Origin of the sequence: Shewanella zhangzhouensis, assembly GCF_019457615.1 — a bacterium.
In the GTDB taxonomy this organism is placed as follows: Bacteria; Pseudomonadota; Gammaproteobacteria; order Enterobacterales; family Shewanellaceae; genus Shewanella; species Shewanella zhangzhouensis.
Genome location: NZ_CP080414.1, coordinates 1250146 through 1262592 on the forward strand (window position 1 = coordinate 1250146; position 12447 = coordinate 1262592).

At 54.4% G+C, this 12447-nt stretch carries 13 protein-coding genes; 7 read left to right on the top strand and 6 right to left on the bottom strand.

Annotation, left to right across the window (positions count from 1 at the left end):
• The first annotated feature begins 260 nt into the window (after positions 1-260).
• Positions 261-965, top strand: a complete 705-nt coding sequence (locus tag K0H63_RS05400) for a DUF998 domain-containing protein (protein WP_220067055.1) — start codon at positions 261-263, stop codon at positions 963-965.
• Here the strand turns inward: K0H63_RS05400 and K0H63_RS05405 are convergent.
• Complete coding sequence (locus K0H63_RS05405) at positions 949-1785, bottom strand: U32 family peptidase (protein WP_220067056.1); 837 nt, start codon at positions 1783-1785, stop codon at positions 949-951. The genes K0H63_RS05400 and K0H63_RS05405 overlap by 17 nt on opposite strands.
• Positions 1786-1796: 11 nt before the next feature.
• Complete coding sequence (gene ubiU, locus K0H63_RS05410) at positions 1797-2798, bottom strand: ubiquinone anaerobic biosynthesis protein UbiU (RefSeq protein WP_220067057.1); 1002 nt, start codon at positions 2796-2798, stop codon at positions 1797-1799.
• Between the two features lie 143 nt (positions 2799-2941).
• On the opposite strand from ubiU, the gene ubiT reads away from it, so the two are divergent.
• The 3 genes from ubiT to K0H63_RS05425 all read left to right on the top strand — a co-directional run bounded on the left by ubiT (position 2942) and on the right by K0H63_RS05425 (position 5726).
• Positions 2942-3454, top strand: a complete 513-nt coding sequence (gene ubiT / locus K0H63_RS05415) for a ubiquinone anaerobic biosynthesis accessory factor UbiT (protein WP_220067058.1) — start codon at positions 2942-2944, stop codon at positions 3452-3454.
• Between the two features lie 141 nt (positions 3455-3595).
• Complete coding sequence (locus K0H63_RS05420) at positions 3596-4660, top strand: HlyD family secretion protein (RefSeq protein ID WP_220067059.1); 1065 nt, start codon at positions 3596-3598, stop codon at positions 4658-4660.
• Entirely contained in the window at positions 4650-5726 is a 1077-nt protein-coding gene (locus K0H63_RS05425; protein ID WP_220067060.1) for a DUF2955 domain-containing protein, read from the top strand. The genes K0H63_RS05420 and K0H63_RS05425 overlap by 11 nt, the downstream gene beginning before the upstream one ends.
• 1 nt (position 5727) lies before the next feature.
• Here the strand turns inward: K0H63_RS05425 and K0H63_RS05430 are convergent, their stop codons facing one another.
• Positions 5728-5979, bottom strand: coding sequence for a YfhL family 4Fe-4S dicluster ferredoxin (locus K0H63_RS05430; protein WP_203326332.1), 252 nt, complete (start codon positions 5977-5979; stop codon positions 5728-5730).
• 427 nt (positions 5980-6406) lie between these two features.
• Here K0H63_RS05430 and K0H63_RS05435 point away from each other — a divergent pair, with 427 nt between their 5' ends.
• Positions 6407-6649, top strand: coding sequence for a hypothetical protein (locus K0H63_RS05435; RefSeq protein WP_011759119.1), 243 nt, complete (start codon positions 6407-6409; stop codon positions 6647-6649).
• A gap of 151 nt (positions 6650-6800) precedes the next feature.
• Here the strand turns inward: K0H63_RS05435 and trhP are convergent, their stop codons facing one another.
• Positions 6801-8198 (bottom strand): prephenate-dependent tRNA uridine(34) hydroxylase TrhP, encoded by a 1398-nt coding sequence (gene trhP, locus K0H63_RS05440; RefSeq protein WP_220067061.1) that lies wholly within the window; start codon positions 8196-8198, stop codon positions 6801-6803.
• A 226-nt stretch (positions 8199-8424) separates the two neighbouring features.
• Between trhP and K0H63_RS05445 the strand changes: the two genes are divergently transcribed.
• Complete coding sequence (locus K0H63_RS05445) at positions 8425-9267, top strand: HDOD domain-containing protein (protein ID WP_220067062.1); 843 nt, start codon at positions 8425-8427, stop codon at positions 9265-9267.
• A gap of 87 nt (positions 9268-9354) precedes the next feature.
• The gene (locus K0H63_RS05450) at positions 9355-10839 is read left to right on the top strand and encodes a putative bifunctional diguanylate cyclase/phosphodiesterase (RefSeq protein ID WP_220067063.1); all 1485 of its coding nucleotides are present in this window, start codon (positions 9355-9357) and stop codon (positions 10837-10839) included.
• On the opposite strand, the gene K0H63_RS05455 is transcribed toward K0H63_RS05450, so the two are convergent.
• A complete protein-coding gene (locus K0H63_RS05455; RefSeq protein WP_220067064.1) occupies positions 10840-11262 on the bottom strand; it encodes a thioesterase family protein in 423 nt (140 codons plus the stop codon).
• 27 nt (positions 11263-11289) lie between these two features.
• The gene (locus K0H63_RS05460) at positions 11290-12069 is read right to left on the bottom strand and encodes a substrate-binding periplasmic protein (RefSeq protein WP_220067065.1); all 780 of its coding nucleotides are present in this window, start codon (positions 12067-12069) and stop codon (positions 11290-11292) included.
• Between the last annotated feature and the right edge of the window lie 378 nt (positions 12070-12447).

The window sequence follows — 12447 nt, forward strand, 5'->3', positions numbered from 1 at the left end:
TAAGTAATCCATAATTTGATCAGGGTTTTACTCCGATTTAGGTATAAGTATTAGTCACTTGTTGTTGTGGTTTGATGCCAACGCCTTGGCAGACATGAAACTGGGCGCAGGGGGATATGTTTTACTTTCTCCAGACATGCAGACCGAAATACGGATGTGAGACAGCTAAAAAAATGTCATACGGTTAGCTGTAAAGGCCGGTTTTTATCTGTATGGTAAACAAAGTGATTTTACTATTCTGCCCAAGGATTGGAGACAAGGTGCCCCAGAGCTTTAGCGATACCCCAAGGGGATCTGGCAACAAGTGTCACAAGATATTCCGGCTCGCCAGGCAAATGTTTGCCGTCGGTATGCTGTTGCTGTGCGCGTGTTTACTAGGGGGGGCGCTGGGTTTCAGCTCGGCAGATAATCCGGGGTTGTTCAGCCCCTTCAATCACAACCTTTCAGAGCTTGGCACCTATGGGCTGTCGCCCCTTGCCGTGCTCGCCAATGGCGGTGTCTTCTTCGGTGGCTTGCTGCTGAGTCTGGGCTGCCTGCAGGGGATGCGCACTCAACGCGGTGGCGGCATGATGGCATGGCTGCTGCTGGCGTTCACCTGGCTGTCTCTGGCCCTGACAGGACTCTTTCCATCGAACGTGTATCATCTGCATACCCTTGCCCTGAAATGGTTTTTTATTCTGGGGCTAGCTGCAAGCCTGTGTTACTGCATCTATCTTGCGCTGCGTCAGGCGCCGGTAACCGGCTTTTGGGCTTTGAGTCTTTGTTTGATGGCCTTGGTAGCAAACAGCGCTTTTTTGCTGTTGCCCAGTCTGGCGCTGGAGAGCCTGCCCTTCAGCAGGCCCTTTTATGAAGAGGCCTATTCCCCCTATCCAAGGCCAGCGTTTTGGTGGCCCGCCACACTGCAATGGTTAAGTCTGGTCACCATGCTGTTGTGGCAAGCCGAGCTCTTCAGACGGCCTGATTAAATCCCGCTTCCCCAAACCAGTATCCATTACATTCATTCCCCGACAGTGGGGTTGAGGTTTCCAGGTTCGGCAGTGACATGCCACTCGGGGAAATCCTGAACCAATCTACACCCATCGCGGCCATATTGTGCCATTCGCTGGCCAGATTCACGCAGGCCGCCGACTGGGTCTGGATGCCGTTGAGTCTGAGCAGCGGCTGAGATTCCTGGGTTTGCACCAACAGCCCCTTGCTGTGGCTCTTGCAGATTATCTGACAACCATCTTTGGCCAGACCATGGTGACGGGCCGTAAAACAGCGGGCCGAGTGGGCAAGTGGTATGTGCCCGTAGCCCAATACCTCTACTTCGGGCCGCGACGTACCCAGTTGGCTCAGCACCTCGGCCAGCCATTCACGGGAAAGCTCCACCGGCATGACAAAGCGCTGCATTCCCCAGTCGGCCAGTTTGCGGATGCTGGCGGCATTATAGAGGTTGATATGGGGGCCACACACAAAGGGCACAGCGGCTTCGCGGGCATGGTGAACTGCGGCCATGTCGTTGGCTTCGATGATAAACTCGCCATTACTGACCAGTTTTTTAAGCTCGGTCACTTCTCCAGCGGCTTCAATCAATGCCAGGCTGGTGAGCACCACCTCTTTACCGGCATCCCGCAGCTCGCGGGCCAATGTCAGGTAGTCGCTGGTCTTGAGCTCGCGCCTGCGACTGCAGACGGCCTCACCCAGATACACCAATTCGATTCCGCTTTCGGCTATTGCCCGGTAAAACTCAAAAACTTTGGTTTTGTCCCAGCAATAGAGCAGGGGGCCCAGACTGGTTTTCATGTGCTTGCTCCTTACTGCCAGCGGCGCTCATAGGCGCCCAGGGTGGTGATTTGGCCTTCGGATAACTTACCCAGCGCCCTGTCCCAGTCGGCCTGAACCTGATATTGCTCAGGATTGCGCTTAAAGGTATCGATGGCGGCGCGCCACACCCGGGTAACCTGCTCTACGTAGGCCGGACTGCGCTGTCGTCCTTCAATCTTGAGCGATACCACTCCGGCACGTGCCAGCTCTGGCAGCAGGCTCAGGGTGTTAAGGCTGGTGGGGGACTCGAGCAGGTAATCCGGGGTATCGCTGTCTTCGGCGATAAAGCGCCCCTTGCATACCACCGGGTAGCCCATTTGCTCATGCCGGGAGGCCTTATCAATCAGGACTTCGTTGAGGCGGGTCAGGCTCTGATCGCCCTCTTGCTGCCAGCGTACGTGTTTGGCCGGTGAGCAGGAACCGCCGGTATTTGGGGACTGGCCCGTAACGTAGGATGACAGGTGGCAGCGCCCCTCGGCCATGATGCACAGGCTGCCAAAGGCAAAAACCTCCAAGTCCACCGGGGTGTCGGCGGCGAGATCCCGAACCTGTTTCATCGACAGCACCCGAGGCAACACCACGCGCTCGATGTTGAAAGCGTCCTTATAGAGGGTAAGCGCCCCGAGGTTGGTGGCGCTTGCCTGCACCGACAGATGCAGCGGCAGGTCGGGGTAACGATTGTGGGCATAATCCAGCAGCGAGATATCGGCAACGATCAGCGCATCGGCCTTCAGACGTGCCGCCAAATCCACCGCCTGATACCAACGCTGCTCTTCACCGGGTTTGGGAAAGGTATTCAGGGTGAGGTAGAGCTTCTTCCCCGCCGCCGCGGTGAGCCGTCTGGCCTCGGTTAACTGTTCCGGGGTAAAGTTCAGCCCGGCAAAGGAGCGGGCATTGGTATCATCTTTCAGCCCCAGATAAATCGCATCGGCCCCGGCATTGAGGGCGACCTTGAGCGCGGCCAGATTGCCGGCCGGACACAACAACTCCATAGTGTGACACTCTTCAAATATCCAAAAACGCCCGCAGTGTACCCATGTTTGTCGGCCCGGGACTTGATGTAAGACAAGAGGCTGAAACTAAAAGCCGCTTATGATGCCCTGAACCCGTTTGGCCTGAAAATAGAGGAGCCTTCATGCCTTATCCTTTTGCGGCACGCCTTGCCAAAGATTTGCTGGAAACCGCGCCTGCATTGGTGCGTTTGCCACTGTCCAAGGTACCTTTTGCGGCCAAAGCCGCCCTGATTAACCCCCTGCTGTCGCTGCTTATGGCCGACGAAGCCAAGGCCGGTGAGCTGGATTTTCTCTCCGGTAAGTGGGTGGGGATTGAGGTAAAAGATTTGGGGCTGTGTTTTGAGGTGAGCTTCGATGGCGCCATTAAAGTACAACCGCCCGGCGCGCCGCAGGTGCAGTTCAGTGCCAATTCCCGGGAGCTTTTGCTGATTGCCGCGGGTAAAGAAGATCCGGATACGCTGTTTTTTCAGCGCAGGCTCTCCATTGAAGGGGATACTGAGCTGGGGTTGATGGTAAAAAATATGCTGCTTGCCATCGACCTGGGCCGTTTGCCTGCGCCGGTACAGACCAGCCTCATCCAGCTGGCCAATGCCCTGGTGGTTTTGGAGCAAAAGGCCGAGCCAGCCTGGGCCTGAGTGTGTCGATACGCATGCGGTCAGCGCCCGGTCTTTACCGGGCGTTTTTCTTTTGTCTTTGAGACCTTACTCTCGTTTGCTGTTGGCGCAACAGGGGGAAGCGCGCTAGCATGATGTGATTGAAATGGAGGTAAATCTGTCATGCCCGATTCTGTCAATGCGTCCAAAAAAATCAGTACCTACCTCTTTCTAACCGTGCTCGGCATCTGGCTATACAGCCTCTGGGCCGACCGGGTGACACCCATGACCACCCAGGCCTTTGTGCACGCTTATCTGGTACGCATTACCCCCGAAGTAGCGGGCAATATAGTGCAGGTGAACGTGGGTAACGATAAGCGGGTTGAAGCCGGTGAGCTGCTGTTTGAGATTGATGCATCCCAGTATCAAATTGCCCGTGAAAAGGCCCAGGCCGATTTGGAGCGGGTAGGGCAAAGCCTCGGGGCAAGCACCGCTGCGGTGCAGGTTGCACAGGCCAAGGTGGGCGATGCCCGTGCCGCGCTGGATAACGCCAAGGCGCAGGCCGCGCGGGTCGAAACCCTCGCCGAACGAGGGGTGCTCAGCCAGGCAGAGCTGGATAACGCAAGGGAGGCTGAGCAGCGCGCCCAGGCCAGTTTAGCGGCGGCCGAGGCGTCTTTATTGCAGGCAAAACAGAATCTTGGCCCTGTAGGGGAGAATAACCCTGAGCTTAAAGCGGCCATGGCAGCATTGGCGAAGGCAGAGCTGGACCTCAAACGTACCCGTGTAGTGGCACCGTCCCGGGGTGTGGTCACCAATGTGCAGCTATCGCCCGGTCAATACATGGCGCCCGGGCAACCGGCGCTGACCTTTATCGATCCCCGTGAAGTATGGATTTCAGCCATGATGCGGGAAAATTCACTGGAGCATATCCGCAAAGGGGTGAAGGTTGGACTGGTGTTTGACGCCCTGCCGGGGCGGGTATTTGAAGGTGTGGTCGACAGCATCGGCTGGGGCAGTGGCGGGGCCAATAACATCGACCAAACCACGGGCTTTGAAACCGCCCAAACCGGCAAGCAGCAGGCCAAGCGATTCCCTGTGCATATTCGCTTCGATACGGCGCCAATGGCGAATGAGTTGCGCTTTGGCTCCCAGGTGACAGTGGCTTTTTACACAGGAGAAAGCAGCGTGGGAGAAGTTCTTGCTCAGCTGTGGCTGTGGTGCTGGAGTAAGCTGACTTATGTCTCCTAAGCGCGCATTGGGAGTTCGCCTTTGGTATTTCAAAGGCTTTTCCAGCAGGGCTAATCCAGTACTCAGAATTGCCGTTGCCGCGCTGGTGCCGCTCTTTGTGCTCCAGTATCTGGAAAATCCATTGCCCATGTTGGTGTCGGTATTTGCGGTGATCATGCTCACTTTGATGCCGGGACGGCCTTCGTTGCAGGTGCTGTCGAAACTCAGCATGGTGGTGGTGGTCGCCGCCATGGTGCAGCATGCTGCCGGCATTCTGTTGTCGGGAACAGGCACCGGCTCCTGGCTGTTTTTATTTGCGGTGCTCTTCTACAGCCTGTCGAGAATCCACCTGAACCCCAAGGATATCGTTGGGTTGATGATGATGATCCTGGGTATCATGGTCACCATATTGCACTGGCAATTTGCGATGACAGTATCCAATTTGCCGCTGGTGCTCGCGGCCAATTTCGTGGGCGCCATTGTGATGGTGTATCTGGTGTTTTGGCTGTTTCCAGGGGAAGAATTGGGCGCCGAAGCTGACACAGCCTGGGAGCTAACTCCCAGTCATTGGCTTAAGGTTTTTGTTAAGTCACTGTTTTTATTGTTGGTGATATTTTTGCTGATTGATGCGGATAACAGCCAGAGTCTGCTGATTGCCATCACCCTTGCCAATCTCGTCAAAGACCCCAACCCCATGGCCGGGACCCACAATGGACGGCAAAGACTGTGGACCACTGCGGTGGGCGTACTGTTGACTCTCCCCTTACTGCTGGCATTTTGGCTGGATATGCACTGGTGGCTGTTGATGCTGTTTGCCATTGCACTGGCCTTGTGGGGCAGCGCACTGGCGCTGGAGCACAAGGCTTCAATGGCAGAGTATCAGCTGCTGATGAGCAGCTTTGTGATGCTGGTTTATCAGGTCATCAGCCACGATGGCTCCAGCTCCCTCACTTCGTCCCTGACCCGATTGGGGGCCGTGGTACTGGCCGTTTTATTGGGGGTGATGTTGCTGGGGATGCTGTCTGGTCTTGGAGTGATGCGCACCGGCAGTCGTGCGACCAAGCCCGCTAAAATGGGCTTGGATTGAGTCAGAGCTTGCCGGTGAGACGGGCGTACTTAATCAGCAGCTCATCCTGAGTCTCAGGGTGCGCCGGGTCGGGGTCGATGCAGTTGATAGGGCAAACAGACACACAGGTAGGCTTGTCGTAATGGCCCACACATTCGGTGCAGCGGTCCGGATCGATTTCATAAATCTCAGCGCCCATGGCAATTGCCTGGTTGGGACACTCGGGTTCGCACATATCGCAGTTAATACAGCTGTCGTCAATTATTAAGGCCATAGCCTTGAAAAACCTCAAAATTTATCTGCCGTAAACGGCTGCGTCACTCAACATTGCTGGCCTATGGCCAATCCCGATTTTTAACGATGTGCCTGTACTGCTTATTTTAGCACTACAGGCCACCGGGGAGGCGCGATTCTACCATGGGGGCGTGGCAAAACCTAACCCGGTATCATGGGATACTGAATCAGATGGGCCGGTTTGTCGTTCTGATTTGCTCAGGCCTGTCTCCTCCATTGTGAAACCATTCAAGTCACTGTATCGGCGAAAGTTGCATACAAAGTGTCATGGAGCTGTGCTACTTTTTTATACAGGTACTGACCAAGGTTATTACCTGAGGCCCAGTGAAAGGGGACGCAGTCAAACCGGGTGAGTCTGAACGTGTTCTGGATGCAGCAGATTTGCTGGCAGGCAAAGGAGAAATGCCATGATGCTCGAATGGGTAGCGACAGATAAGGGAAACCAGGTCATTGAAAGCCTCAAGGCCGAGGGGTGGCGGGTAAAGGCCCAATACAGCCCCTTTGCCTTTGATAAAGGCATCGATTATGACAGCTACGAGCTGGTAAGAGCCGGTGATACCCTGAAACTGGAGTGGGACAACTGGCTCGAATGGCGCCTTTGTGGGTCGGCAACCCTGTTGCAGTCGCTGAAACAGCGCTTTGAACTCTAGCTGCTCTATTGGCAGCTACAGCACGCCGCATTTTACTGCTCCCATGAAAGCGCCGGGGTGGTTGTGGGAGCTGCCAGTTCATCTATCCATTGAGATTGATGCAATAAAAAAGGCTGCGAGTTTCGCAGCCTTTTTTATTGCATGGCGGGGATTATTCCACCTTGGTGGGGATCACTTCTGCTTCGCCGTGTGGGTTACGGGTGTTGTTGCCGTTTGGCAGATTGCGCAGCAGTACGCCCATATTCACATCCACTTCGGCCGGCACCGGCAGGTACACCATGTGGCCTGAACCCAGGCCGGCCTCAACAGCCTCGCCCTTACGGTTGTAGAGAGTGTCTACGGTCAGGTTGATGTTGCCCTGGGGTGTCATCAGCTCAACGCTGTCACCCACGATGAATTTGTTTTTCACATCGATTTCGGCGAGGCCCGCTTCGTTGCGCTTACCGGTAAATTCACCCACAAACTGCTGGCTGTCGCTGATGGAGTAGCCATAGTCGTAGTTCTGGTACTCGTCGTGTACGTGACGGCGCAGGAAGCCTTCGGTGTAACCTCGGTGGGCCAGACCTTCGAGGCGGGTCATCAGGTGTGGGTCGAAACCACGACCGGCCACGGCATCTTCAATGGCCTGACGGTACAACTGAGCGGTACGGGCCACGTAATAGAAGGACTTGGTACGGCCTTCAATTTTCAATGAATCCACGCCGATTTTGGCCAGGCGCTCCACGTGCTGGATGGCACGCAGATCTTTGGAGTTCATGATGTAGGTGCCGTGCTCATCTTCAAACGCAGGCATGTATTCGCCGGGACGGTTTTCTTCCTGCAGCAGGAAAATTTTGTCGGTGGCAGGACCATTGCCCAGGGTTGGAGTTTCCAGCTGTACGGCGCTCTCCGGGGTGTGGATGGCAACCACGTCACCGGCTTCGTTCTCGGTGGCTTCGTGGGCGTCATACTTCCAGCGGCAGGCGTTGGTGCAGGTGCCCTGGTTGGGGTCACGCTTGTTGATATAGCCAGACAGCAGGCAGCGGCCAGAGTAGGCCATGCACAGGGCGCCGTGTACGAACACTTCGAGCTCGATGTCCGGGCAGCGCTGACGGATTTCTTCGATTTCATCCAGCGACAATTCGCGGGACAGAATCACCCGCTTGATGCCAACAGACTGCCAGAACTTAACCGAGGCCCAGTTGATGGCGTTGGCCTGTACCGACAGGTGCACTACCTGATCAGGGAAGGCTTCGCGCACCATCATGATCAGACCCGGGTCTGACATAATCAGGGCGTCCGGCTTCATGGCAACCACGGGCGCCATGTCATCCAGGTAAGTTTTCAGCTTGGCATTGTGGGGAGCAATGTTGCTCACCACGTACAGTTTTTTGCCAAGGCTGTGGGCTTCTTCGATACCTGTCTTCAGGTTTTCCAGTTTAAAGTCGTTGTTGCGTACGCGCAGACTGTATCTGGGCTGACCCGCATACACGGCATCTGCGCCATAGGCAAAGGCGTAGCGCATGTTTTTCAGTGTGCCTGCCGGCGACAGAAGCTCAGGTTTAAACATATTCATTCCCGAAGAAAGTATAAAAGTGGACGCGACTCGCGGGGGCGGCATTTTACTCAATCATAGCCCCTCAGTGCAAATCTGAGTGCATAGGTCGGATATTCCGGGTGGGTTAGACTAAAATGTTGCGGGTTTGTCGTCGTATGATGTTATTTTGCACTTCGCCTGTTAGTTTGGGCTGGTATACTGCACCAATAAATAGAATAACCTTTTGATGGGAGCCAAGATGTCGAACGAGCACCAGCTTTTGGTCGGATTGCTGAAAAAGCTGAAGGACGATGCCCTGATTTTGCCAACCCTGCCTGAAGTCGCCATGAGAGTTCAGGAAGTGGTGGGAAGGCCCGATTCCAGTCTTAAACAGGTTGCAGAAATTATTGGCCAGGATGCTGCCATATCTGCCCGTATCATTAAAGTGGCCAACAGCGCCCTTTACAGCCGTGGTGTACCGGCAGAAAACATCAATTCAGCCGTTACCCGCATCGGTCTGACTCAAATCAAAGCCATTGCCACTTCCGTTGCCATGGAGCAATTGTTTATCTCCACCAATGAAATGGTGTGGGAAGTGATGGATGAAGTGTGGCGCACCTCCATCGATGTAACTGCTGCTGCCTGTTCGCTGCTGCAGATTTACAACAAAAAGCATCCGGGCAGTGGTCTGAATTACGATACCCTGACGCTGGCCGGGTTGGTGCACAATATTGGTGCCCTGCCGGTGCTGACCGAGGCGGAAGCCCATCCTGAGATGTTTACCACCATAGAGCACCTGCGCTCACTGGTGCGCAAGATGCAGGGCCCCATCGGCCGTGCTGTGCTTAAAAGTTGGGACTTTGCGCCTGAAGTGATGGAAGTGGTCGAACGCTGGGCGGACTTGCCTTATCTGGGCGATCATGTCAGTTATCTCGACTTTATCCGTGCGGCAGCCTTCTACACGGGTGAACTCAGGGCGGGCAATGAGCTTGAACAGCGTCTGGATGTGTTCGTTAAACGTGGCTTGCCGGTAAGTCCGGAAGATTTGGGCAGCGACGCGTTTCTTGACAGCTATCACTCCATCAAGGAAAGTTACGAGTAATCAAGGTCCGGGGCAGGGGCAACCCTGCCATGGAACAGGACCCGTTCTTTTCTCGCGCTAAGGAGGCTCAGTGTTAAGGTCTACCCCATGGTTTATCTGATTGCCTTCCTGGCTGCCTGCCTCTGCTTGCTGGTTTGGCTTTGGTATCGTCAGTCACGCCGTTCAGAGCTGTTTCTTCATAGTCTTACCCAGGAGTTGCTCAGTAAAGGAGAGCAGCGCCAGCCTCTGATGCTGACCGATATCCCCGAGTCTTTTTCAGCCCTGGTTCAGGCCATTCAGCATGTATTGCTGCATACCCCTTTGCACACCACCAAGGACAAGCTTACCGGCTTGCCCAATCGGGTTGGTTTCAAACGGGCCATTACCCACGCCATGCCGCTCACATCGGGCACCCTGGTATTAATCGATCTCTATCGTTTCCGCTACGTTAATGACCTCTTCGGTTTCGCCTTTGGCGATACCCTGCTGCAATTATTCGCCGACCGTTTACGTTTGATGCCGAAAAAGCCCCGTCAGATGGCGCGCATGAATGGTGATGAATTTTTGCTCTACTTCGATACCTGCCTGGATGCCAAGGGGCTGCTTGAAATCAAGCAACTGTTGCAGCAGCCTTTCAGCATTCAGGACACCCCCGTCTCGGTCAGACTACAAATGGGGTATGTACAACTGGCTGAGCACCATGCCGATGTCAGCCAAATGCTCAGGCGCGCCGATTTGGCACTGAAACGCGCCCGCAGCGACAAAGATATGTTGGCGGCTTATCAACAGGATGATGATATCAGTCAGCGCCGTGAACTATTTATCATCAATAACTTGCCCAAGGCGTTGGCGCACAATCAACTGTATCTGGTATACCAGCCCAAAGAATCGCTGCACCATGGCGGCTGTGAGCAGGTTGAGGCGCTTATCCGTTGGGAGCACCCAGAGCTGGGACTGATTTCTCCCGCAGAGTTTATTCCGCTGGCGGAATATGCGGGAATGATAGATTTGGTTAGTGCCTGGGCGCTGGAGCAAGTGCTGATGCAGCAGGTGCGCTGGCGCGCCGAAGGCATACATATTCGGGTGGCGGTGAATCTGTCGGTGGAGGATATGCAGGAAGGCAATCTGCCATCGATGGTGGAGGCGGCTCTGGCCCGTTACCATCTGCCCGGCGAGGTGCTGGCGCTGGAAATCACTGAAAGTACCCTGATGTCCAATTTGGCCCGCGCCACAGACAATATCGTCAAGCTGAGGGGCATGGGCGTAAAAGTTGCTATCGATGACTTTGGCACAGGTCACTCATCATTGGCCTACCTCAAAGATTTGCCTGCCGATGAGGTGAAAATCGACCGGGCGTTCCTCGATGGGATCATGGAACAGGAACGCGCCCGCAATATCATGACCACCAGTATCCAGCTGGCCAAGCGCCTTGGTTTTGAGGTCACTGTCGAAGGCGTGGAGTCGGACGCCCTGCGCAAGATGTTGGCCGCCATGGGGGCCGATAATATTCAGGGGCAGTATTTCGCCAGACCGATGCGGGCGTTGGAGTTGGAAATGGATCTGCGGCGTCTGGGCATCGCCAGACGCGCCTGATTAAGCTTCCAGTAAGTCAGTCATCAGCTTTGCCGGCATGGGCGTGAGCTGGCGCTGCTGATTCAGGCACACCATTTCGATATAGCCGCTGACAGCCGGGCGGGCACTTCCTTCGCGCCAGATTTCCTGTTGCCACAGGGTGCGGTACTTACTTTCTATCAATACCCGGCTTCTGACCTCAACGATGTCGGCGAATTCCACGCCTTCGTTGCACACCATGTCGCAGCGATACACGGCAAACCCCAATCCCTGCTCGAGCCACAGTCGGCGAAGTTCATTTGCGCCTATGACCTGTTCTCGGGCCCGCTCAAAGTATTTGATGAAATTGGCATGATAGACTACGCCGGAGAAGTCGGTGTCTTCGTAAAAAATCTGCACCGGATAACTGTGACATTTGGCGTGGCTGAAATCTGGTTGTGACATGAAGGACTCGCAGTATGAAAATCCGGCTCAGTTTACCCCGCCGGCAGTTTTTCTTAAACCCTGCGGGGCGGATGTGACACCGGCAATCAGGCTGTGGTATTCGCCGCTGGCCTTAAGTTGTTTTAGGCCCTTGTCCAGTGCGCCAGCCAGAGCCGGGGAGTTCGGATTATTTTTATCAAATGCCACGAACAGCTCGCTGCTGTGATTGGCAATCACGGCACGAACCTCGCTGTTAACCCCCATGGTATCGAGAAACTGGGCTGCGACTCTGTCATACATTACTACGGCATCGACCTTGTCGGTCAGCAGCAGATTAATCAGCTGATATTGATTATCGACGATTTTCAGCACCATGTTGGGCAGGCTATCGAACTCATCGCCATATTCATAGCCCCTGACTATGCCCACACGGGTGTCTTCGGGCAGCGACCATTTGTCTGCGGCCACGGGCGCTTTGCGGCTTAGCTGATAGAAAGATGCTGTGGCAACAAACAGGGGCTCTTCACCGAACAGAAAGCGCTCGCGGGTGTTCTGTTGCATCGCCACGTTAAACACCGCATTCACCTTGCCTTGTTCGGTCAGGATCAAGCCCCGATTGTACGGTACCACCAGGGTGTCAACATCGATACCTTCGAGGGCAAACGCTTTGGCTATCAGGCGGTGAGATAACCCTTCCCCGGCGGCATCGGCAAAAGGAGGCCAGCTATCTTCTGCGGCGAGTCTGATGCTGGTTTCGTTGCTACTGGCTATGGTGGATAACAGCAAAAAGACGACAAAAATGACTGAACTTAGACACGGCCGGTTCATTCGCTTCCCTCTGATGGAACTCCCTGTTTTGCGGGCTATTGTACGTTATGTGATGGTAAAGCAACAGACAGGATGGTCATGAAGATTTTGCCGTCTATCGTACTGAAAAGTGCGTTTTAGTTGGTTTGGATTGTATTTTGGATGTTGTTCGATAAAAGTATTTTTTAATTTGTTTAAGTTTTTGTTTTGTATTCATTTAATAAATTTCAATATTAAAAATTTTACCTGATAAAACTTATGTAGGACACTCTGTTAGGTATTGCATTTGTGGTCAAAAATAGTAAGGCCACATCGCGGGTTGGTACAGTCTTTCAAAAATAATTACAGCCTCCCGTTTGAATGCTGACATCAGACCTCTGTGCAGTCAGGGGTGGCTTG